The 23,663-nt window shown below is 42.2% G+C and carries 20 protein-coding genes and 1 tRNA gene; 8 read left to right on the top strand and 13 right to left on the bottom strand.

The genetic code is table 11. The features are described 5' to 3' along the window. Window position 1: 1 nt before the first annotated feature. Complete coding sequence (locus E0D70_RS16025; protein ID WP_133013278.1) at window positions 2-910, bottom strand: LysR family transcriptional regulator; 909 nt, start codon at window positions 908-910, stop codon at window positions 2-4. A 205-nt stretch (window positions 911-1,115) separates the two neighbouring features. Here E0D70_RS16025 and E0D70_RS16020 point away from each other — a divergent pair, with 205 nt between their 5' ends. Further along, entirely contained in the window at window positions 1,116-2,606 is a 1,491-nt protein-coding gene (locus tag E0D70_RS16020) for a CoA-acylating methylmalonate-semialdehyde dehydrogenase (protein ID WP_133013277.1), read from the top strand. A 124-nt stretch (window positions 2,607-2,730) separates the two neighbouring features. Here E0D70_RS16020 and E0D70_RS16015 read toward each other — a convergent pair whose 3' ends face one another. Further along, window positions 2,731-3,810, bottom strand: a complete 1,080-nt coding sequence (locus E0D70_RS16015; protein WP_133013276.1) for a GGDEF domain-containing protein — start codon at window positions 3,808-3,810, stop codon at window positions 2,731-2,733. Between the two features lie 223 nt (window positions 3,811-4,033). Between E0D70_RS16015 and E0D70_RS16010 the strand changes: the two genes are divergently transcribed. Together E0D70_RS16010 and E0D70_RS16005 are read left to right on the top strand one after the other, a co-directional pair. Beyond that, window positions 4,034-4,654, top strand: a complete 621-nt coding sequence (locus E0D70_RS16010) for a COG3904 family protein (RefSeq protein ID WP_133013275.1) — start codon at window positions 4,034-4,036, stop codon at window positions 4,652-4,654. Window positions 4,655-4,687: 33 nt separating this feature from the next. After that, window positions 4,688-5,002: a DUF1289 domain-containing protein gene (locus E0D70_RS16005; RefSeq protein ID WP_133013274.1), complete on the top strand. Its 315-nt coding sequence runs from the start codon at window positions 4,688-4,690 to the stop codon at window positions 5,000-5,002. Between the two features lie 31 nt (window positions 5,003-5,033). Here E0D70_RS16005 and radA read toward each other — a convergent pair whose 3' ends face one another. From radA to glnK, 4 genes are all read right to left on the bottom strand, one after another. Then, complete coding sequence (gene radA, locus E0D70_RS16000; RefSeq protein WP_133013273.1) at window positions 5,034-6,422, bottom strand: DNA repair protein RadA; 1,389 nt, start codon at window positions 6,420-6,422, stop codon at window positions 5,034-5,036. Between the two features lie 85 nt (window positions 6,423-6,507). Further along, window positions 6,508-8,046, bottom strand: coding sequence for a bifunctional GNAT family N-acetyltransferase/carbon-nitrogen hydrolase family protein (locus E0D70_RS15995; protein WP_133013272.1), 1,539 nt, complete (start codon window positions 8,044-8,046; stop codon window positions 6,508-6,510). A 194-nt stretch (window positions 8,047-8,240) separates the two neighbouring features. After that, complete coding sequence (locus E0D70_RS15990; RefSeq protein ID WP_133013271.1) at window positions 8,241-9,506, bottom strand: ammonium transporter; 1,266 nt, start codon at window positions 9,504-9,506, stop codon at window positions 8,241-8,243. 39 nt (window positions 9,507-9,545) lie between these two features. Further along, window positions 9,546-9,884: a P-II family nitrogen regulator gene (gene glnK / locus E0D70_RS15985; protein WP_133002648.1), complete on the bottom strand. Its 339-nt coding sequence runs from the start codon at window positions 9,882-9,884 to the stop codon at window positions 9,546-9,548. Between the two features lie 484 nt (window positions 9,885-10,368). Between glnK and E0D70_RS15980 the strand changes: the two genes are divergently transcribed. After that, window positions 10,369-10,689 (top strand): accessory factor UbiK family protein, encoded by a 321-nt coding sequence (locus tag E0D70_RS15980; RefSeq protein WP_133013270.1) that lies wholly within the window; start codon window positions 10,369-10,371, stop codon window positions 10,687-10,689. Between the two features lie 28 nt (window positions 10,690-10,717). Here E0D70_RS15980 and E0D70_RS15975 read toward each other — a convergent pair whose 3' ends face one another. Then, a complete protein-coding gene (locus E0D70_RS15975) occupies window positions 10,718-10,936 on the bottom strand; it encodes a TIGR02450 family Trp-rich protein (RefSeq protein ID WP_133013269.1) in 219 nt (72 codons plus the stop codon). 113 nt (window positions 10,937-11,049) lie between these two features. Here E0D70_RS15975 and E0D70_RS15970 point away from each other — a divergent pair, with 113 nt between their 5' ends. From E0D70_RS15970 to rep, 3 genes are all read left to right on the top strand, one after another. After that, window positions 11,050-12,561, top strand: coding sequence for a YifB family Mg chelatase-like AAA ATPase (locus E0D70_RS15970; RefSeq protein WP_133013268.1), 1,512 nt, complete (start codon window positions 11,050-11,052; stop codon window positions 12,559-12,561). A gap of 256 nt (window positions 12,562-12,817) precedes the next feature. Beyond that, window positions 12,818-13,744 carry a bile acid:sodium symporter family protein gene (locus E0D70_RS15965; protein WP_133013267.1) on the top strand — a complete coding sequence of 309 codons (927 nt, stop codon included), beginning with the start codon at window positions 12,818-12,820 and terminating at the stop codon, window positions 13,742-13,744. A 168-nt stretch (window positions 13,745-13,912) separates the two neighbouring features. Then, window positions 13,913-15,961 (top strand): DNA helicase Rep, encoded by a 2,049-nt coding sequence (rep, locus tag E0D70_RS15960; protein ID WP_133013266.1) that lies wholly within the window; start codon window positions 13,913-13,915, stop codon window positions 15,959-15,961. 58 nt (window positions 15,962-16,019) lie between these two features. Here rep and E0D70_RS15955 read toward each other — a convergent pair whose 3' ends face one another. Further along, on the bottom strand, window positions 16,020-16,475 hold the full coding sequence (locus E0D70_RS15955) for a c-type cytochrome (protein WP_240537171.1): 456 nt from the start codon (window positions 16,473-16,475) through the stop codon (window positions 16,020-16,022). Window positions 16,476-16,752: 277 nt separating this feature from the next. Between E0D70_RS15955 and E0D70_RS15950 the strand changes: the two genes are divergently transcribed. Next, window positions 16,753-16,829 (top strand) — tRNA-Arg (locus E0D70_RS15950). 378 nt (window positions 16,830-17,207) lie between these two features. Here E0D70_RS15950 and dld read toward each other — a convergent pair. From dld to E0D70_RS15925, 5 genes are all read right to left on the bottom strand, one after another. Further along, window positions 17,208-18,908 carry a D-lactate dehydrogenase gene (gene dld / locus E0D70_RS15945; RefSeq protein WP_133013265.1) on the bottom strand — a complete coding sequence of 567 codons (1,701 nt, stop codon included), beginning with the start codon at window positions 18,906-18,908 and terminating at the stop codon, window positions 17,208-17,210. Window positions 18,909-18,972: 64 nt separating this feature from the next. Then, entirely contained in the window at window positions 18,973-20,007 is a 1,035-nt protein-coding gene (locus tag E0D70_RS15940; RefSeq protein WP_133013264.1) for a TRAP transporter substrate-binding protein, read from the bottom strand. Between the two features lie 20 nt (window positions 20,008-20,027). Then, complete coding sequence (locus E0D70_RS15935) at window positions 20,028-21,305, bottom strand: TRAP transporter large permease (protein ID WP_133013263.1); 1,278 nt, start codon at window positions 21,303-21,305, stop codon at window positions 20,028-20,030. Next, window positions 21,305-21,829 carry a TRAP transporter small permease gene (locus E0D70_RS15930; RefSeq protein ID WP_133013262.1) on the bottom strand — a complete coding sequence of 175 codons (525 nt, stop codon included), beginning with the start codon at window positions 21,827-21,829 and terminating at the stop codon, window positions 21,305-21,307. The genes E0D70_RS15935 and E0D70_RS15930 overlap by 1 nt, the downstream gene beginning before the upstream one ends. Before the next feature lie 38 nt (window positions 21,830-21,867). Then, the gene (locus E0D70_RS15925) at window positions 21,868-23,652 is read right to left on the bottom strand and encodes an IlvD/Edd family dehydratase (protein ID WP_133013261.1); all 1,785 of its coding nucleotides are present in this window, start codon (window positions 23,650-23,652) and stop codon (window positions 21,868-21,870) included. Window positions 23,653-23,663 lie beyond the last annotated feature (11 nt).

Raw genomic sequence — 23,663 nt, 5'->3', positions numbered from 1 at the left:
TTCATTTTGTTTTATCAAGTTGCTCTAAAAACGTCTCAAGTACGAGGTTTGCCCGTGCACCTTTGCGTGTAATGGCTGAAAATTGCGTAATGTAATGGCATTCGTTTGGCAAAATAGCCCGCATACGACCTTCTTTAACCCAAAGATTGGCAACATGGTCGGGTAAAAAACCAATATAGCGTCCCGTTAAAATCAGGAAGGAAATACCTTCGCGATCGGTGGCTGTCGCCGTTGGGGTTAACGGGTTGTGTTGTGCTTTGGTATCGGGTGTTTGGGCGTAGGCGGGTAAAACGGCGTCAAAATCTTTTAGTTTGGCTTTGGTGATGTTTTTTTCCGGCTCATTAAAAAGCGGATGCGTGTCGCTGCAATAAAGCAATGAGCGTTCTTCATACAGAGTGCGATAGTCTAAGCCACTGAGGATCTTAAGATCTGGGACTATGCCAACATGCAAACGTCCATCAAGTACGCCGCGTTCTACATCGTTCGGCGGAATCATACGAATATTGATTGTCACTTGTGGCCCTTTGTCTTTTAGTGCCGCGAGGGCTTGGGTAATGCGAGTGTGCGGGAGCGTAACGAGATTATCCGTAATACCAATGTTTAATTCCCCTTTTAAATGTTGATGAAGGGCGTTGATATGGGTGCGAAAGTCTTCTAGAGAGGACAGTAATTGGAGCGTATGCTCATACACTTGACTGCCTTCGTTAGTCAGAGAAAAACCAGATCGACCGCGCTGGCACAGGCGAAACCCCAGGCGAACTTCTAGGTCTGACATGGCAATACTGATGGCTGCTCGGCTAATATTGAGGTCAACTTCAGCGGCAGAGAATCCTCCGCATTCGACGACCGTTTTAAAAATCCTCAGTATTCGTAAATCGGCATCGCTTACTTGGCCTTGTAATTTGCTCATGACTGTTTGCTCATTGCTGTTTTCTCTCGATAGGGCTTTTTTAGTTAATAAAGTGAATTATTTAGTTAACTAAACACTTAACTAAAAGTTAATAGAATTGTCTTTTATTAATCTATGCTCCTTGGCATAGTGATGTCAATCAAGTGTGTCGCAAAGAGAGCAGAGGCACTTAAATACGACTTTACATTAATTTCATGGAGCGCATATGAAAACGATCGGACATTTAATTGGTGGTCAGCCATCTATCGAAGCGTCACGTACTCAAGACGTATTTAACCCTGCGACAGGCGAGGTCTCAAAAAAAGTGGCTATTGCTTCTAAGTCTACGGTTGAAGAAGCAATTGCCGCAGCACAAGCTGCGTATCCAGTGTGGCGTGATACTCCGCCATTGAAACGCGCGCGGGTTATGTTTAAGTACAAAGAATTATTGGAAAAAAATGCGGATAAAATTGTCGCTATGATCGGTGATGAACATGGCAAAATTTGCCATGATGCCGCTGGTGAGTTACAGCGTGGTATCGAAAATGTGGAATACGCTTGTGGCGCACCAGAATTGTTAAAAGGTGAGTTTTCGAAGAACGCAGGTCCGAATATTGACTCATGGAGTGAATTTCAGCCATTAGGTGTGGTAGCGGGTATTACGCCGTTTAACTTCCCTGCGATGGTGCCTTTATGGATGTTCCCTATGGCGATTGTCTGTGGCAATACCTTTGTGCTTAAGCCATCAGAGCGTGATCCAAGTACGGCTCTTTATCTGGCTGAATTATTGGAAGAAGCGGGCCTTCCTGCCGGTGTCATGAACGTTGTTAATGGCGACAAAGTAGCGGTTGATACCTTGCTGACAGCTAAGGATGTGAAAGCCGTTAGTTTTGTTGGGTCTACTCCGATTGCAGAATACATTTATGCAACAGCCAGTGCCAATGGTAAGCGTTGTCAGGCATTAGGTGGGGCAAAAAATCATGCCATAGTGATGCCAGATGCTGATATGGACAACACGGTTAATCAATTGTTAGGCGCCGCTTTTGGTTCTTCTGGCGAGCGTTGTATGGCGCTTTCTGTTGCGGTTGCAGTGGGACAAGACGCAGGCGATACGCTTATTGCCAAGATGAAAGAAGCCATGGTGTCGCTTAAAGTGGGCGAATGTTCCGATAAGAGCAATGATTTTGGTCCGGTGATTACCAAAGAGCATAAAGAAAAGGTGGTTGGTTTTATAGACAGTGCTGAAGCGCAAGGCGCCACAGTGGTAGTCGATGGTCGTAACCCTGTGATTAAAGGCTATGAAAACGGTTTCTTTGTTGGCGCTACCTTAATCGATAATGTGACCAAAGAAATGGACTCTTACCAACAAGAAATTTTTGGACCTGTGTTGCAAGTGGTACGAGTCGATACCATGGAAGAAGCGATGCAGTTGATCAATGATCATGAGTACGGAAACGGTACCTGTATCTTTACTCGTGATGGGGAAGCGGCGCGTTATTTCTCAGATAAAATTGAAGTCGGTATGGTGGGTATTAATGTGCCGCTGCCTGTTCCCGTTGCTTACCACAGTTTTGGTGGTTGGAAGCGCTCATTGTTTGGCGATCTACACGCTTATGGCCCTGATGCGGTACGTTTTTACACGAAACGTAAAACCATTACTCAGCGTTGGCCGTCGGCGGGTGTTCGTGAAGGTAAGAGCTTTGCTTTTCCTTCGTAAGTTAACAAACTAGGACTGAATTATTCACTCTTGTATTATTCGCTCCTAGCTTCTAGTTTTTTGAGATTGATTGCTTGAGCTGAGGTTCTTGAGTTCAAGCAATCAATCTCAGTTCCTTGTTTTTTTAATCGCTAGAAACGCTTTTCGAATGGTCGCTTACTACTTGGTAGCGGCCATTATGTTTGGCTTGATAAAGTAGACGGTCTGCCCGTTTAAAAGCGTCTTCGAGTGGTTCTTCGTGTTTAGCCTGAATAAGACCAAAGCTGCAACTAATGGGATGCTCCCAATTAGGTACGTGTATTTGTTGAGGCATTTCTGCACACATTGTTTCTAGGCGTTTTTCTATCATCTCTATGTCTGAATTGGGCATGATAAAAAGAAATTCTTCCCCTCCCCAGCGGCTACAAATATCTGTATCTCGTAAGGCATTGGATAAGTAGTCAGATATTTTTATTAGCACTTCATCCCCTACACTGTGACCTAGTTTGTCATTTATTTGTTTGAAATTATCGACATCGACTATGGCGATACAAAACGGTCTATTGCGTTTGATTAACAGATCAAAATAATATTGCAGCATGCGCAGGCCAAAACGACGATTAAATAGCTGGGTAAGCTCATCCCTCTCAGCGAGTTTCGCTATTTGTAAATACTGGTTCTCATAGGTATAGCGTGACACGACAGCCATGCTGATAAAAGGAATGCTGGCTATAGCCAAATTGGCGATATAGAGAAAAAGATAGAGTGACTCTAGTTGAGGCTGCTTTGCTTCAAAGCACATAGTTAGCCAACCAAATACAATAATATTAATGGAGGCAATGACAGTAGATAGTGTGATGGATAGAGCGGGAACTGCGACCACTAGTAACGTCATGGGCCAAAGGTAATACTGGAAGCCGGAAGCAGAACCTAAGGTTATAGTGGCTAAAATGGCATGAGCGAGAATTTCAAACGACATGATTGCTGAAGAAACATCATAGCGTGAGTGTTTATTCGACCAAAGCGAAATAAGCCATGCGGTCACACTGAAGAGATTAAACCAAGCTAAAGTTGATTGATCTAAGTAGAGAAATAAGAAGATAAAAGCAAAATGGGTAAGCGCACCAATTATCGAGATGGTATTGAAAATGCGCGCTTTTTGTTTTTTATAGCTGAAAGCGCTTTGTGCGATGGAAATAAATTCCATCTCATCATTGTTGGCCACGATTTTACCTTGTTTTATTATTCATGATATTGAATGCTAAGTTTACGTTAGCTTTGAACGAAATGCCTAATAAACAGTACGACTAAAATGCAGCGGACTGTAACTAACATAGTGTAATGAGTAAGCTATTTAGGAGGCAGAAACTTACAAGAGACATATGTTCCTCTTACTATTTGGCTCTGAGTATCATTGGATTTGTTCCTTCCCATATTTTGGACGCTTTATGAATCACAATAAAGACAGTGTTGTATGGCTTTTCAAAGTGTTATCTATTTTGTTTTCAGTCTTTTTAGTCGCTTGTTCAGGACAGGCTTTAAAGCCAAAAACGGCTCCGGTTAATAGTGATAATCGTCTGAGCATTTATGTAGAAAATAACACGGCTTATTTGTCTGGCGTGTTAGAGTCAGATTTACCCGATAAGTTAAAAGACATGATTCGTCAGCACCCAAATGTCACGGATATTGTGCTGGTGGATGTGCCAGGGACCGATGATCAGCAAGCAACGATGGAAGGCGCTCGGCTGATTCGACGCTTTGGCTTAAACACCCACATAGCTGCGACTGGTTACGTACTTTCTGGTGGTGTTGATCTATTCTTAGGAGGGGTAAAAAGAACCATAGGAGCAGGCGCGGGGGTTGGCGTACACGCTTGGTCAAACGCAATTGGTACGGTCGCAAGTAAGCTAAATAGATCGAATCCGATTCACGCTGCTTATGTTAATTTTTATCTTGAAATGGGCATTCCTGAACGTTTTTATTGGTTTTCTATTCAGGCAGCACCCGCCAATCGCGTGTATTTTTTATCACCAGAAGAAATGTACGATTATAGATTAGTGACCGAATAGGCTTTATTTAACGAAACCGGACGAGGGGGCACTATGGAACAAATAGAGTTATTTGCCATTGAAAGTCCTTGTCGTGGCGTTTGTGAAAGTACAGCCAAAGGATTTTGCAAAGGCTGTTTACGCAGCCGTGATGAGCGTTTTAAGTGGTTTTCTTTGTCTAATGAAGATCGCCATCAGGTGTTGGATTTGTGTAGGCAGCGTCGACAACGTTTATTAAAAGCCCGGCAAGAACGTCTTGAATTAGCGTCTTCTAAATCCTTACCTTATGGCATGGAAGAGGAGGGTGTTGAATCTGAGCAAGAGGCAGCACAAGACGTATTTGAGTTAACAAGTGAGCCCTTTCATTAAGAGCTCACCTTTTTGCATCTTACATGCGACATTAACGATCAAAGATAGCGTCTAATGCTTCAGACAGACGCTCCACGCCAATCACTTGCATGCCTGGTATCGGCTTTTTCGGACAATTAGCTTTGGGTACCACGGCTTTAGTAAAGCCATGTTTCGCCGCTTCACTGATACGGTCTTGTCCAGAAGGAACAGGACGAATTTCTCCTGATAACCCTACTTCGCCCATGACCACCAAATCGTGAGGCAATGCTTGATCTCGAAAACTTGAAACAACCGCTGCAATAGCGGCTAAATCAGCGCTGGTTTCCAGTACTTTTACGCCACCAACGACGTTCAAATACACATCTTGGTCAGAGGTTAATAAGCCGCCATGCTTGTGTAATACCGCGAGTAACATAGCCAGACGATTGTGGTCAAAACCAACGGTGACACGCCTAGGGTTGCCAAGGGCAGAATCATCAACAAGGGCCTGTAATTCTACTAATAATGGCCGAGTTCCTTCCCAGACAACCACAACCAAACTGCCTGCCGCCGGATGACTGCTGCGATTTAAGAAAATAGAGCTAGGATTTTTAACTTCTTTTAGGCCATTTTCTAACATGGCAAAAACGCCGAGTTCATTAATTGCCCCGAAGCGGTTTTTCATGCCTCGTAGTGTACGAAAACGAGAGTCTTCTGAGCCTTCGAGTAAGACGGAGCAATCCACCATGTGTTCAAGGACTTTCGGCCCAGCAAGCGATCCATCTTTGGTGACGTGGCCAACAAGCAGTACAGCCGTTTGCGTTTGTTTAGCAAAACGCGTGAGTACGGCAGCGCTTTCTCTCACTTGTGAAACACTACCAGGAGCGGACTCTACACCATCCAAGTGCATCACCTGAATGGAGTCAATCACCATGACGCGTGGTTTCACTTGTTGAGCAATGGTTAAAATGCTTTCCACATTGGTTTCACTAAGCATTTTCAAGTTCTTCGTCGGCAAGCCAAGACGTTGCGCACGCATGGCGACTTGCTGTAAGGATTCTTCGCCTGTGACATAGAGAGCGTCTTGCTGTTGAGCAAGCCAGCACATGGTTTGCAGCAACAAGGTACTTTTACCCGCTCCTGGGTGTCCGCCAATTAATACCACACCGCCGGGCACTAAGCCGCCGCCTAACACACGGTCAAACTCGCTGGCTCCTGAGCTAAAGCGTGGAACATCGCCAAGATCGACCTCTGATAAATCCTGAACTCCCGTAATGGCGCCTGCATACCCTTGATAACGAGGGTCTTGATTAGCCGATACGCGCGCCGAAGTCTTACTTGAGGTTAAACGGATTTCTGACAGTGAGTTCCAAGCGCTACAGGCTTGGCATTGGCCTTGCCATTTGGCGTAATCGGCACCACATTCATTGCATACAAACGCTGTTTTTGCTTTAGCCATAGGAGAGTCTTATTGATTGTCAAAGCCCGCATTGTTCGCGGGCTTTTTTTAGTCGTTTAAGTGATGGCACTAAATGTTATAAAGATTATTTAGTGATGATGTCACTCGTCCAATTGATAGAGTATAGGTCGGTACGGCGATCTTTTAAGTTATTTACCGAGCCTTCACTGCGTGTGCGTTTTAATTTGTCCAAATCCAAATCAGAAAACATGATCATCTCTGTGTTTGGTGTGGTTTCGGCCATGATTGCATCGTGCGGATAAGAGAAATCCGAAGGTGAAAACACCGCGCTTTGTGAGTATTGAATGTCTAGGTTTTCTACTTGAGGTAAGTTGCCACAGCTGCCACAAATAACGGAGTAGCATTCATTTTCGATAGCACGCGCTTGGGCGCAATTACGCACACGTAGATAGCCGTTTTTGGTGTCTGTCCAGAATGGCACAAACAAAATATCCATGTCTTGCGTTGCCAATAGGCGCCCCAGTTCTGGAAATTCCACATCGTAACAAATCAAAATACCAACACGACCTGCATCAGTATCAAAGACTCGCAGATCATTACCACCTTGAATAACCCAGTCACGGCGTTCGTGCGGTGTGATATGGATTTTTTTCTGTTCTTCAACGGTACCATCACGACGACATAAATAACTTATGTTGTAAGTGGTTCCATCTTCCATTAATGGCATGGATCCGGTAATAATGTTGATGTTGTAGCTGACGGCCATTTGTGACATTTCTGTCTTAAAGCGTTCTGTGAAACTAGCAAGAAAGCGAATCGCTTCCGTTTGGTTTCTTTGATCTGGGCTTAAGCCAATTAATGGCGCGTTGAAAAACTCAGGAAAAACCGCAAAGTCACTCTTATAATCAGAGACGGCATCCACAAAGTATTCGACTTGTTTTAACATCTCATCGACACTTTCTACTTCCCGCATTTGCCACTGTATTGCACCGATACGAACTTGTGTTTTACGGGATTCAATGACCGTTGTTTCCGGTTCGTAAAAAATGTTCTTCCATTCAAGTAGCGTGGCATAGCCTTCAGATTTTTCGTCTTCAGGCAGGTAGCTTTTTAAGAGTCGCGTCACTTGGAAGTCATTGGACAGCTGGAAGGACAAAATAGGGTCGTAAATTTTACGTTCACGAACCGCTTCCAAGTAGACCGCTGGCGACATTTCGTCTGAATGTTTGTGGTAATTAGGTATGCGGCCGCCGGCTAAAATAGCGCGTAGGTTATGTTGGCGACAAAGCTCTTTGCGAGCCTCATATAAGCGTCGACCAAGACGAAATCCGCGATATTCTGGATGAATTAACACATCCAAGCCGTACATGGCATCGCCCGTACGGTCATTCAAAATGGTTTCTTTGCGACCAATTAAATCGTCATACGTGTGCGGGTTACTGAAACGCTGATAACTCACTTGTACAGACAGCGCGATACCGACAATTTTTTCGTGGTCTTCAAGACAAATTTGTCCTTCTGGGAAGTCACCAATGAGCTTGTTTATAGTGTGTTCTGGCCAAGCGCCACCGATGTCGTCGTAAATTCCGTCCATGAGTACTTTGACTTGATCATAATCGTCGTTAGTCAGATTACGAATCTTTAAATGCATATCTTCAGACATGGTGACCTCTTATCTTGTGTGCCGCAGCATAGCGTATTGAGTTGCTTAGTTTGAGCTTTTTGGTTTGAGTTTCATAGTTAATGCGGGCGATTGACTGTATATAAAGTAGCTTACCAGAAAAAAAGAAAACCCCGCCGAAGCGAGGTTTTTTATTTAAACTATTTTCTAGCGTGAGGCTAGAAGAACAAGGTTACTTAGCCTTTATTGAATTCAGGGTACGCTTCCATACCACATTCAGAAAGGTCAACACCTTCGTATTCTTCTTCTTCAGTAACTCGTATGCCCATTACCGCTTTGATGATTAACCAAACGATCAAGCTTGTTACGAATACCCAAACGAAGATGGTTAATGCGCCGGCGATTTGACCAAAGAAAGTCGTACCGCTGTTAGTTAGAGGAACCGCTAATAGACCCCAAAGACCAACCACACCGTGAACAGAGATAGCGCCCACTGGATCATCAATTTTCAGTTTATCTAGAGTAAGGATCGCAATAACAACAATCAGTCCACCGACAACACCAATTAAAGTGGCGCTTAATGCAGATGGTGTAGAAGGCTCTGCAGTGATAGCCACAAGGCCAGCCAATGCACCGTTTAATAGCATAGTCAGATCGGCTTTACCGAACAAGATACGACCTAGTAGAAGGGCGGCAACAGCACCACCAGCGGCCGCAGCGTTAGTGTTCAAGAACACCATAGCTACTGAGTTTGCACTGGCAATATCGCCAAGCTTAAGAACAGAGCCACCGTTGAAACCGAACCAACCCATCCAAAGGATGAAAGTACCTAGTGTTGCTAATGGTAGGTTAGCACCAGGGATAGCGCGGACTTCGCCGTTAGGGCCATATTTTCCTTTACGAGCACCCAGTACCAATACACCAGCAAGTGCTGCAGAAGCGCCTGCTAAATGAACAATACCGGAACCTGCAAAATCAGAGAAACCAATGTCGCCAAGGCTGAACATACCGAATACAGATTTACCACCCCATGTCCAAGATCCTTCCATTGGGTAAATAAAGCCTGTCATAACAACCGCAAACACTAGGAATGACCAAAGCTTCATACGTTCCGCTACAGCACCAGAGACGATCGACATAGCCGTCGCAACGAATACTACTTGGAAGAAGAAGTCAGAAGCCGTAGCGTAAATAGATCCGCCTTCGAAACCGCCTTCACGACCGGCAAAATCAGCCAGTGTTTTATTAACGTCTACATCTTGGATGCCCGTTAGGAACCAAGTGCCGCCGTACATTACTGCGTAGCCGCAAATAAAGTACATGATGCAAGCGATTGCATACAGTGCCACGTTTTTGGTAAGAATTTCTGTGGTGTTTTTAGAGCGCACAAGGCCCGCTTCTAACATGGCAAACCCAGCTGCCATCCACATTACTAAGGCACCCATTACTAGGAAGTAAAAGGTATCCATCGCGTATTGTAATTGAAAAATTTGATCTTGCATGTTTCGCCCCCCTAAAGGCTAATTAGATACGAGCGAGCGTTAAACTGCGTCTTCGCCAGTTTCGCCGGTACGAATACGAACCGCTTGTTCAAGGTTAACGATAAAGATTTTACCGTCGCCGATTTTTCCAGTATTAGCTGCACCAGAAATGGCTTCTACCACTTGGTCAGTCATGTCGTCAGCAATCGCAAGTTCGATTTTTACTTTTGGTAGAAAATCCACAACGTATTCCGCACCGCGGTATAGTTCTGTATGACCTTTCTGACGTCCGAATCCTTTCACTTCTGTCACGGTAATACCTTGTACACCGATTTCAGAAAGTGCTTCTCGAACATCATCGAGTTTAAATGGTTTGATGATGGCAGTTATAAGCTTCATACCCACAGTCTCCTTTAAAAGTCTGTTTTGTTGTCGTATCGCAGGTAATAGTCTTTATTCAATATGCGTGCCACATTACCAAAACCCTTATGGCAAAAGGGCTGTGCTGTTAAGTTGTTGTAAATGAGGAAGCAAAAAGGTCGTGCCGCGGTCTTTTTTGGTGCGAGTGGTAGGGCTGCTTTTAGGTGGTTTTGCATCTATGTGGTGCGTGTTTTCTTGTTTACTGATCTATTAAGCATTTTTGTTATCTATTTGCTCTTAAACCGAAATGTCTGTGTGTATTCATTGATAGCGGTGCTTTTTATCTCTACATACATGCGGGTAAAGTGTGTCTGCTTTATTTTACTGCACAAAAATCACGCGTATAGACGTTATTACGAAGAGTCATTCCGCGATTTAATGGCATTATTTAACTAATTATCCAAGACAGAGATAGTGTGGGCTTCTATACTATGAGGTAAATAGAATGAAGTAAGAGGGGCATATGATCGATCAGTTTATTAAGCAATTAGGTTCAGGACTAGAGCACACAGTCGACATTTTGGGAAAGTTACCAAAGGAAGAAATTCAGACACAATTACATCAGGTCGCAAAAAACACGCTGACTAAGATGGATTTGGTGACTCGTGAAGAGTTTGAATTGCAGGCGGCTATGCTGGGTAAATATCGTGAACGTTTGGTTACGTTGGAAGCGAGGATTGCAGAATTAGAAAAAACGGCAGACGCCTCAGAACCTAAAAAAGCCCCAGCGAAAAGAGCATCTGCTAAACAAACCGTGGCGAAAGCAGATACTGACGAAAAATAGTATTTTTATAGGCTGGCTAACCTTGTCGTTATGACTGCCAGCCTTGTAACCAATGCTCAGAAGATTTCAGGTCATGCCAAGGAAGGGTGTACTGTTTTCGTGTTAGCACGGCTTCAAGAATGCACTCAATCACGTTTTCTTGTTCATCTTTGATGAGTTTGGTGACAATGAAATGCTTCTCTTTTTGTTTGGGTGACGTCGATGTCCATTTAGACAGCGGTAATTTGTTTGGATTAATTTGGTTCATCGTGTGCTCCAGCAATAGAGTAGGTTTGTGTAAAAACAAACGTTGGTTAATGGGTTATACGTGTAAATCTTCGAGCTGGATGGCTCGATTCAATAAAAGATCAAGGAGTGATCGTGAGCTTAGCAACTATCTATGGCCGTGCCCGAGTTGGCGTGGCGTCCCCACTGGTTACGGTAGAAACTCATATATCCAATGGCCTACCTTCGCTAAATATTGTTGGCTTGCCGGAAGCGGCGGTTCGAGAGTCAAAAGACCGCGTACGCAGTGCAATCATTAACAGTTGTTTTGAGTTCCCAACCCGCCGCGTCACCATCAATTTAGCACCCGCAGATTTGCCCAAAGAGGGCGGTCGATATGATTTAGCCATTGCTATTAGTGTGCTTGCAGCCTCCGGTCAATTGGGCGATGTGAATCTACGTGTTTTTGAATTTATTGGTGAGCTTGCCTTGTCTGGTGAAATACGTGGCGTGCCTGGTCTGTTGCCGTCGGCGATTGCGTGTCATGAATCTGGTCGGCAGCTTATTTTACCCGCGGACAATCAGTATGAAGCGGCGTTAGTTGAAGGGGATTCTGTGTTTGCATCCCAATTAACGCAAGTTACTGCGCACTTACTAAAGTTATCCCAATTACCCACTTGTGTTAATGACCCCATAAAGAAAACGATCGTTACTCATAAAGATATGAAGGATGTAAAAGGCCAGTATCAAGCCAGAAGAGCGTTAGAGGTTGCGGCGGCTGGAGGTCATAACCTCTTATTTATTGGCCCTGCAGGAACAGGGAAAACCATGCTGGCATCGCGTTTGCCTAGCATTATGCCAGCGATGACCGAGAGCGAAGCCTTGGAAGTCGCCTCTGTGCAATCTGTTGCAGGACGTAAAATGGGAGTGGATTGGCACTGGTCAGAGCGCCCATTTCGTTCGCCTCATCATTCTAGCTCGGCTGCTGCATTGGTAGGAGGCGGTTCCATACCTAAACCGGGGGAAGCCTCGTTAGCCCATTGCGGTGTTTTGTTTTTGGATGAGCTGCCAGAATTTGATCGCAAGGTATTAGAAGTACTGCGCGAACCATTAGAAAGCGGAGAAGTGCATATCTCTAGAGCGCGTGGGCAAGTGACGTTTCCAGCGCGGTTTCAGCTGGTGGCCGCGATGAACGCCAGTAATGAAGCTTATACCGGTGGACAAGATTATTACCAATCTAGTGCGAGTCAGAAATACCTTAAAAAGCTTTCAGCGCCTTTCTTAGATCGAATTGATTTGCATGTGGAAGTCCCTCCTTTGCCTTCGAGTGTGTTGGTTAATGCTCAAGAAGAAGGTGAAAGCAGTGTCGCGATTCGACAACGGGTTGAGCAAGCTGTGGCGCGTCAGCGGGCCCGCCAGGGTGTTCAGAATGCGCAATTGTCGGGGCGCCAACTGGAGTCGATTTGTGCGCTTAATGAAGAAGACAAAGCGTTTATGCAACAGGCGTTGGAAACCTTAAAGTTATCTGCCCGTGCCTACCATCGTGTATTAAAAGTGGCGTTAACCTTGGCAGATCTAAATGGCACAGAAGTAATGAGGGCGCATTTAATGGAATCGCTAAGCTATCGAAAGATGGAAAAAACCTTAGTAGGTGCTGTGACAAACTAGAGTTAGCATTAAAACCTGTATTAAATCATCGAGGACTACTATAAGCAGGATTAATTGCTTTTTTCAGTCGTGATCTTTTTATTTACATATTGATACCATTTACCTATCCGGTACAATCCCTTCTCACTGGAGGGAGATGAGCCTATTTTCGGGTATTTTCTATTCAGTTTCTTATAATAATGACATATATGGTGCTATTGGCATTGCATGTTTTTAATGTGTGATACCAGTAATACATCTATCGGAGTAGTGGGTTATGGTTATCCAGTTGTTTCCTTTGTGGGCGGTATTGTTATCCGCGTTGGCGTATTTTCAGCCTTCTTTGTTTGTTGATCTTAAGTCGCAAATTATCCCTTTATTAATGATTATTATGTTGGCCATGGGATTAACGCTTAGTCCTAAGGACTTCAAAGAAGTGCTTAAAAATCGCAAAGCAGTCATGGTGGGGGTTTTATTACAATTCCTAATTATGCCTATTGCGGCTTTTGGTGTGGCTTTCTGCTTTGGGTTTAATACTCAATTGACAGTAGGTATGTTGCTTGTGGGCAGCGTAGCTGGCGGAACGTCTTCTAACGTCATGTGTTATTTGGCAAAAGGTGACACCGCCTTGTCAATTTCCATGACGGCCATTTCAACTTTACTTGGCGTGGTATTAACACCTTTCCTTGTGTCTTTGATGATTGGAACGAGTGTTGATGTACCCGCTATGTCGATGTTGTTAAGCCTGGTTAAAATAGTCTTGGTGCCGGTGGCAGCAGGTGTATTGATCAATGTTTTCTTTTCTGACTTTGTCCGCAAAGCAGAAGTGGTTTTACCTTATATTTCGATGTTTGCCATTGTATTGATTATTGCCATTGTGGTGGCTTTAAGTTCTTCGCGCCTAGCAGAAGTCGGCCTGATTGTTGCGGCGGCGGTTATTATTCATAACGCAATTGGTTTAACGTTGGGTTATTGGGTTACGTACCTATTGGGCTTCGACAAACGTGTTTGTCGAACGATTGCTTTTGAAGTTGGCCTACAAAATTCAGGGTTAGCGGCTGCATTAGCGATTAAGTTCTTTAGTCCTGTTGCTGCATTACCAGGTACTTTGTTCAGTGTTTGGCACAATATTTCAGGCTCTTTGTTGGCAAGTTACTGGAGCCGACGTCCTGTTGAAGAAACTAAGTCAGAGACGAACGATTAATATCGATTTCTACGGTAATAACTTAGCATAATAAAAAGGGAGTGATGAAAATCGCTCCCTTTTTTGTAGACGTTTATTTGTCTCAAGAAAGCACTAAGCTTGTGCGAGGAAAGACAGAGTCAGGTACACTAGACGCTGATTTTTATAGTGGTAAAACCAGAGTGTGTCATGAGTGAATCCTTACCTTCCATATCCCAGCGTTTACGAAATCTCAATGAGCGACAACTTGATGCGGTTAAAAAAATTGATGGACCATTATTGGTGCTCGCTGGGGCTGGGTCGGGTAAAACCAGTGTAATCACCACTAAAATCGCCTATTTAATACAAACTTGCGGCTTTAAAGCCAATAGTATTATTGCGGTAACCTTTACGAACAAAGCGGCTCGCGAAATGAAAGAGCGGGTTGTTAGTATGCTCTCCAAACAAGAAAGTCGTGGTCTTAGTATTTCGACGTTTCACCGCCTAGGCTTAAACATCTTAAGAAAAGAGTTTCGTAAAGCGGGCCTTAAAGAAGGTTTTACTTTATTTGATTCGCAAGATTCCCTGTCGCTGATTAAAGAAATTCTAAACAAAGAATTTAACGAACAAACCGACGCTGCGGCTTTCTGCCAGACCACTATCTCTAATTGGAAAAACGATTTAACCACGCCACAAGAAGCCACTATGAATGCCGATACGGAAGAGTTTCTGTTGGCGTCGCAAGTGTATGTGCAATATCAGCGTTATTTACGCGCTTACAATGCGGTGGATTTTGATGACTTGATATTATTGCCAGTGAGCCTCTTGATGGCCGACGAGCCATTGCGTGATAAATGGCAGAAAAAAGTGCGATATTTGCTGGTGGATGAGTGTCAGGATACGAATGCCAGTCAATATGAGCTGATTCGCTTGCTGGCAGGTTACCGTCGTTGTTTCACCTTAGTAGGAGACGACGACCAATCTATTTATGCTTGGCGTGGCGCTCGTCCGGAAAATCTTGAACGCTTATCGGTCGATTACCCTAATTTAAAATTGGTGAAGTTGGAGCAAAATTACCGTTCTACTAAGACCATTCTTAAAGCGGCCAATACCTTAATTGCCAATAACCCCCACGTTTACGATAAAGCGTTGTGGAGTGACTTGGGCGAGGGCGATCCGATTCGAGTAATGGTAACGCGCAACGAAGACGCCGAAGCAGAGCGAGTGGCCGCGGAGATACAATCTCGCCATTTACGTCATGACATTCCTTATCGGGATTTTGCGATCTTGTATCGTGGTAATCACCAAGCACGGCTACTGGAAATTAAGCTCCAAGCTTACCGTATTCCTTATAAAATGAACGGTGGTACTTCGTTCTTCTCGCGAGCTGAAATCAAAGATTTAATGGGGTATTTACGTTTGCTGGTAAACCCTGCTGACGATAATGCCTTTTTGCGTGTTGTTAATTTACCTCGCCGCGAAATTGGTCCTGCTACATTGGAAAAAGTGGGTAATTTGGCGACTCAACGAAACGTGAGCCTATTTGAAGCATCGGGTTATAAAGAGCTCGAAGAGTCGGTATCGGGTCGACCGTTGAAGAGTTTGCATGAGTTTGAGCATTGGATGTCAACTTTACGCAAGCGTCTGGAAGGGGCTTCTCCTGTGCCAATTATCGAACAAATGATTTTTGACATGGATTATTATAGTTGGATTCAAGAGCAGTCTAGTTCGCCTAAAATGGCAGAGCGTCGCATCGAAAACGTGCGATTCTTACTTGAATCGATTCAACGCATGATGGAAACCGCGTGGGAAGAAGATGAAAGCGCAGGCTTAGATCAAGCCATTAGTAAGCTATTGTTGATTGATATGCTAGAGCGCCAAGAAGAGGAAGAAGACGAAGATAAAGTTCAGCTTCTGACGTTACACGCATCTAAAGGCTTAGAGTATCCGCATGTATTCTTGATTGGCTGTGAAGAAGAATTGCTGCCACATCGCAATAGCATCGAAAATGATGATATTGAAGAAGAGCGTCGTCTGGCGTATGTGGGCATTACACGAGCAAAACGAACTTTATGTATTACGCTTGCCGCAAAACGTCGACAGTATGGCGAAGAAATTGATTGTTTACCCAGCCGTTTCCTAGATGAATTGCCAGAAGAAGATCTTGTCTGGGAAGGGCGCAGCGACGAGTCTGAAAGCGTTAAAAAAGAGCGCGGTCAAGCCTCGCTATCCGCTCTTAAAGCCATGTTGAATTCTTAATAGAACATAGTAAAAAAGAGACCTAAAAGTCTCTTTTTTACTAACCTACAGAAATCGCCTACTGGCTTTTATCTATCATGTATTGAATCGTGTGTTTTAGCTCTTCATCGGTACAGTTCGAACAAATACCTCTTGGTGGCATAGCGCCAACACCTTTAATGGCGTCCTTCAGTAGAGTGTCCATGCCTTTAGCGATATGAGGCTGCCATTCTTTAATATTGCCGACACGAGGTGCGCCTGCTGCGCCAGTAGAGTGACAAGCGATGCAATACGTATTGTAGATTTTCTCGCCGGCTCGGCCTGTGTACTCCTTCGCAGGTGCCACGTTAGCGACTGGCGTTGCTACGGCATCTTGTTGGCACGATTGCCCTTCAATACAGACTTTTCCGACTGGCGCGATGCGAGCTTCAATGGCATTGGTGCTTTGCTCATTGGCGTGAGCCATATTGGCCAAGAACAGTGCGCTGCCAATCAACAGCAGACGATGAAGAGATAGTGAAGGAAATAGCGTCACAAGAAATCCTTATGTCATAAATAGTCGAAATATAGCGCTAAGTATACCGTTAAAGCGCCAGCAGACCGTAAAAAAATTACGCTAGTTTGACCCGCATCTGACCACTAAATTGATTAAATTAGAAACGGTTCATCGAAGCACAGGCAGGCACAAAACGAAGACTTAAAAAATAAATGGAGAATATTCCAGCTTTCTGGCGTTTAACACTAGAATCCTCAGTGTTTTCCTTTAGAATACGCCTATTAAATCCACTCACTGTGGATTGATTAAATGTAATGCATCCGTAGCTCAGCTGGATAGAGCGTCGCCCTCCGGAGGCGAAGGCCGGAGGTTCGAACCCTCTCGGGTGTACCATTTATCTAATTTATTCAATGAGTTATATCGATTAACTCTACTTAGTTATATCTAATCCCTTCTTTAGTACCAGCATCATAATTTAAAGTGATATTAATTAAGCGTCCTTTGCCCTATGAGCCCAAAATAGTAGCTTTTTTCACTTGTGACCAAAATATGACCAAAATATGACCAAATTATTTTCTGATCATTTTGGATATCAAAATACCCTTCGCTATTTGTGATTATTTATAAAATGATTTACAGGGGAACACCACCTAGGTGCCATTATGACTTTTTTAAAAGATCAATATTTTATTGGATAGTACGGTTTTTAACTATATGATTTTAATGATAAAAGCTAAGTAGAAGCGGCTGATTAAGTTGTACAGAATACCGTCAATCTTGCCAATATTTATTCTTTTTTGTTTTGCCTATGCCCGGGTTTAAACTATTGGTTGGATCTATTTTTTTATAAAATCGCTCTAAGCCTTCTTTAGCTTTATAAAGTTGCCCTACATTATGCTCTGCAGGGTATTCAGCCCCTTTTTTATCAAAAAAGGCCAGTAACTGATTTTTCACTTCATCCGTGTCTACACCAATTTTTAAAATGTAATCTTGGTGCATTACGTGGCACATAAAGTGTCCATTGTATAATTTAGCCTCAAAAAGCTTATCTAGCTCTGGGGGGAGTGTTTCAAACCACTCAGTTTCATTTCGGCGTAATGCGATATCAAGAGCCATAATGTCACCAGATTTAGGGTTTAAGGTGTGGTATCTTTTTGCGGCACCTCCAGCAACAAATCTATTTAAAAACGCTTTTTTTCCTTCGTCCTCACTGCATTCTAAATAGTCACCTTCATGGTTTTGAAAAAAGACGCTAAGATAGTTCTGAGCTTCTTCGACACCATCATCAGACATGTGAAGCATCAAATGATGTTCATATTGATTTCGATAATGTCGTATCCTCTTGGGTAAATGATTTGGAAATAAAGTGGCTATTGTTTGCAATACTCGATCTGAAATATTTAGAGGCAGAAAAGACCACTGTGAAAAAAAACGATCAATACGATTTTTCAATGAAAAAAGTTTAGGCATTATTTCACTGCCTAATTTATGTATGACTAAAAATGAATCTTTTCCATATTTATTGCATACATCGAAATAGTCACGATGTATATATTCAGCAGAAACGGGTAAGTTTTCGAAGTTGCTTAGAATGTCTCGTCGTAGACGAGTTAATGTTGCTGTTTCATTACAACCAATGTAATAAACTTTTTCTTTTTTTTGCTTAGGAAAGGTGTCTAATCGAACAGCAAATACAATAAGCTTTCCAGCACAACCTGATGCTTCGAAGAGAAGTCTTGGGTCGTTGTTAAATCGTGACGGTGTGTTTGAGTTTATATTACGCACTCGTTTTTGATATTTATTATCGCTTGCAGAACACGAAGTGTGTTTTATATCATCTTCTGTGTATGTGTTGTTTTCAAGGGAAAGTAATATTTCTTCTGGGCTTTCACCTAAATCAATACCGAGATGATTGATTAGGTTTAAATTTTGATTTTCATCTATTTGAGCGTACAAAGACATTTCAGTATAGGCTGGTCCTCGTTGAAGTAAGGATCCACCTGAATTATTACAAATACCTCCTATAATAGAAGCGCCAATGCAAGATGAGCCAATAACTGAATGTGGCTCACGATTATATTTTTTTAGTTTATTTTCTAATTCATACAAGCAACTACCTGGAAATGATATTACTTGTTTTCCATTATTTATAATTTGTATCGTTTTTATTTTTACCGTACTTATAATAACAGTATCTCGATCGTATTCACCGTATGGTGTAGAACCGCCTGTTAAGCCTGTATTCGCAGCTTGCATAATCATAATGACATCAAATTGCACACATTGTTTAGCTACTTTCCAAAGCTCAGTAAGGCTATTAGGGATGATGACAGCTAACGCCGTTCCCTCCCCAAAACGAAAACCTTTATAGTAATTTGTAGTTTTTTTTATATCTGTTATTACATTTTTTACATTCACTATTTTAATGATTTCATTTAAGAAATCATTAGATTCTGATTTTTTTAGTTTCATAAGACTAATGATCCCTTAAAATGAAATTTATTGATCGAATTTTATAAAAAAACATTAGATATTTTTATTTAGTTTTCGACTCGTCTACTGCTACTAGGAATTCATCAAGTAGATCCTGACCAAGTTCTTTTCCTTGGGCGTTGATCACTGTTCTAGCGGATGCTCTCATTTTTTCCAATTCTTCAGGAGCAATGCTATTAACTTCCATTTTTGTTTTTAGATAAGCTAAAGATTTTTCAGCTTGCTCTCTACTGTCTTTCCTTTCAGATGTTCTAGATGTAATTGCTGCTTTTTTAATAATAGTTTTTTCATCGTTACTTAGCTTATCCCAAAAAGGTTTACTTATTAGCATAACCCAAGGACTATAAACGTGATGTGTTTGGCTAAGATACTTTTGTACTTCATAAAATTTGCTAGATTGAATGGTACTATAAGGATTTTCTTGGCCATCTACAGCTCCCGTTTCTAAGGCTGTAAATAATTCTGAGAATGCCATTGGAATTGCATTGGCCCCCATGTCATTAAAAAGTTCAAGGTACATAGGATTTTGCATGACACGTAATTTCACACCATCTAAGTCATCCATCGTTTTGATTGGACGTTTTGAATTAGTTAAATCACGAAAGCCATTTTCCCAATAAACTAAACCAACAACACCATGCTTTTCTAATCCGTCTAGTAGCCCTTGTCCAAATTTTCCATCTAAAACTTTGTCGGCTTGAGATGCTTCATCAAACATGAATGGCAAATCCCAAATGGCAAAGCGTTTATCTATCCCAATTAATGATGATGTTGCTGTTATCATCATTTCCTGTGCGCCGCCAATGAGCGCATTTTGCATTTGATTTTCATTTCCTAATAAAGCGTTAGCAAAGCCTTTGACTTTAAATTTCCCATCAGATAAACGACTTACCTCTTCCTTGAATGTTTCTACTGCACGACCTTGTTTACTATCTTGATTAAGGCCATAACCAAATCGAATAATTCGAGAGTTAACATCCTGAGCGCTAGCACTAATAGATCCTATTGTTAGAGTGGTTCCAATAGCTATAGCTAAAAGAGATTTGAACGATAAATTTGATTTTTTTATTTTTTTCATTTCATTTTCCTTTTCTGGGTTTAGTAAAATAGTTTAGCTGGTATTGTTACAATTTCTGGGAATATTATGAATAATATTATTATAAAAATATATGTAAATAAGAATGGCAGGATGCCTTTCGTTATTTTTTCTAAAGGTTCTCTTGCAACACTTGATACAACACTTAATACCGTTCCAACAGGAGGTGTTATTAATCCTACACAACCTACCATAATGAACATTACACCAAAATAAATAGGATCTATTCCTGCTTTAATAACTAGGGGTATAGTGACAGGAGCAAGAATTAATATTGTTGGTGTTAAATCCATTACCATTCCAATAAATATCATTACGATAACAATGGTTGCCATTAATGTTCTAGGGCTATCCATTATTGGTTCTAGTAAGCTAATGAGCTCTGCTGGTAAATCAGCTAGAGTCACCATATAGGATGAAACGATAGCGGCAGCACAAAGGAACATAACAATGCTTGTTGTATAGGCTGCTTGTATGAACAAAGGAACTAGATCTGGAATTTTTATTTCACGATAAACAAAAAGGCTAATAATCATTGCATAGCCTGCTGCAATAACAGCCGCTTCAGTAGGTGTAAAAAGGCCGCCACGTAATCCACCAATGATGATGACAGGCATAAGCAAAGCAAAAAATCCATCTTTAGTTACTTTTAGTCTAGTTTTGAAGCTTTGGCGTGGCTGAGGCTCAACATCGATTGATCTCATGCTCCATTTCCAAGCTAAAACTAAGCCAAGGCCCATGATGACGCCTGGCACAATACCAGCCATAAAGAGCTTGCTTATAGATTGGTTCGCAGTAACACCAAAAATGATAAAAGGCATACTGGGAGGGATAATGGGGGCAATGATACCGCCAGCAGCAATTAATCCCGCTGAACGACCAACTGGATAGCCATTATCCCTCATCATTGGTAGTAGTAGTGTTGCTAAAGCGGCAGTATCAGCAATAGCAGATCCTGACAGACTTGCTAAAATAACCGCGGCAATTATTGCAACGTAACCAAGTCCACCTTTTCGATGACCAACACAACTTATTGCAAGATTGATAATACGTTTTGATATACCTCCAGCATTCATTATTTCACCGGCAAGGATAAAAAAAGGAACAGCCATTAGAGGAAAGCTGTCAGCACCATTAATGAGGTTTTGAGCAATTAACTGAGCATCAAAAAAATCAAGATGCCACATTAATGTAATGCCAGTTAATACAAGAGCAAATGCTATCGGCATGCCTAAAAACATGAAGCCTGACAGGCTTAATAAAAATATACCTAAGGCCATTAGTCATTTTCCTTAACTTGGTCTGAATTTGATTTTACTTCTCCAGGTATATGAGATTTATTATTTTTAGAGATAATAAAAAATAAATTCCTTAGAATATAAAATCCCATACCAAAAGATGCAAAAAGACCAGTTGAATACAAGATTGCGAGAGGATATTTCATTACCGTCGAGTTTATATTTAAACCAATATTATATTGTCTCAAACTTCCTTCTAAGAAGAGATACAAAGCATAAAGCATAAGGCAATGGCTCAATATCGCGCATGCGACTCTTAATTTTGCTGGAATTTTTTTCTGAATTAGGTCAAAACCAATATGTGAGTTTCGACCGACAGCCAGCGTAGATCCCATAAATATGAGCCAGACAAACAAAAGGCGAGATAGTTCTTCAGAGGCGGCAATACCAGAGCCAAATAAATATCTTAGTATTACATTTATGAATACCGCAGAAAACATGACGGCTAAAGCTAAAGCCATCATGTATTCAATAGTTTTTTCAATAGTTTTTATTATGTAATCCATTTTCTTACCATTATTATTGTAATTTAAAAATGTATTTATTAATGGGAATGTCTAGGTGGCTTATCTTTTGATATTACTTTCAAATGTAAGGTTGCAGGCTCTAAGCAGCCACCTGTTGAGAGTTGACCAACAAGTTGGCGATACATTTCTTGCCAAGGTGTTTGAGAGGCAGGAAAGTTTGGAACCCATTCTTCACGACGTTTAGCCATTTCATCATCATCAATTAGAAGATTAACTGAACGATTATTGAGGTCTACTAGAAGTTTGTCATTGGTACGAAGTAGCGCAATACCACCACCAACAGCGGCTTCAGGAGACATATTCAGAATAGATGGACTAGCAGATGTACCACTTTGACGGCCATCTCCTAAGCAAGGTAAGGAAGTGACACCTTTTTTCATTAATTCTGAAGGTGGATCCATATTCACGACCTCGGCACTGCCTGGATAACCAACTGTACCTGCGCCACGAATAACTAAAATACATTTTTCATCAATGTTTAGTTCTGGATCCTCTATACGAGCATGGTAGTCCTCAGGCCCTTCGAATACGATTGCACGGGCTTCAAAAGAATTTTCTGCACCAGGTTCTGATAAATAGGTTTTCTTGAAAGCATCCCCGACGACTGACATCTTCATAATGGCACTGTCAAAAAAGTTACCGCTAAGGACAATAAAGCCAGCACGATGTTTTAATGGTGATGCACACTCATAAATCACATCAGAATTGTGAGTTGGGCTAGCTAGTGCAATTTCACCGATCGTTTTACCGCTAACTGTTTTACAGTTTTCATGAATGTAACCTGATTTTTGTAGCTCATGTAAAACGGCAGGAACACCGCCGGCACGATGAAAGCCTTCTCCAAGGTGCTCACCCGCTGGCATGCAGTTCACGATTAGAGGAATATTTTCCCCAACTTCCTGCCAATCATTTAGAGATAGATCAATGCCCATGTGACGAGCAATTGCGATTAAATGCGGTGGACAGTTTGTTGATGCACCAAGCGCTGAAGCGACAGCGATAGCATTATGAAATGATTCTTTTGTCATTATTTCTGATGGACGAACGTCATTAAGAACAAGTTCACATATTCGCTTGCCTGTTGCATAAGCCATTTGGCCACGTTCTCGATAAGGTGCTGGAATACTGGCGCAACCTGGTAATGACATACCTAGAGCTTCAGCTAAGGCATTCATAGACAAAGCGGTGCCCATTGTATTGCAGTGGCCAATAGAGGGAGAGGCAGCTGTCGTCATTTCCATAAAACCTTCGTAATCAATTTTGCCTGTAGCAAGTAGTTTACGAGAGCTCCAAATGACGGTACCTGAACCGATTAATTCTCCTTTATGATGGCCGTCAAGCATAGGGCCACCTGATAATACGATTGAAGGTAGGTCTGTTGTGGCTGCTGCCATTAAGCAGGCTGGTGTCGTTTTATCACACCCTGTGGTGAGTACTACTCCGTCTAATGGGTAACCATGCAGTATTTCTACTAGACCTAAATAGGCTAAGTTTCTATCTAGTGCTGCAGTAGGACGACGGCTTTGTTCTGCAATGGGGTGCACTGGAAACTCCATCGGAATACCACCAGCATCACGAATACCATCTTTGATTCTCTGAGCGAGTTGAATATGGTGGCGGTTACAAGGAGTGAGATCACTGCCTGTCTGCGCAATTCCTATTATAGGACGACCTGATTGAAGCTCCTCACGAGTAATACCTTGATTCATGTAGCGTTCTACATACAAAGCAGTCATATCTGCATGACTAGGATCATCAAACCACTGTTGGCTACGTAAATGAAGTTTGTTTTTATTATTCATTTGACTGTCTC

Origin of the sequence: Marinomonas flavescens, from assembly GCF_004352835.1 — a bacterium.
GTDB lineage: Bacteria > Pseudomonadota > Gammaproteobacteria > Pseudomonadales > Marinomonadaceae > Marinomonas > Marinomonas flavescens.
Note: the sequence above shows the minus strand (reverse complement) of the source record. Positions and strands in the feature narration are given on the sequence as shown.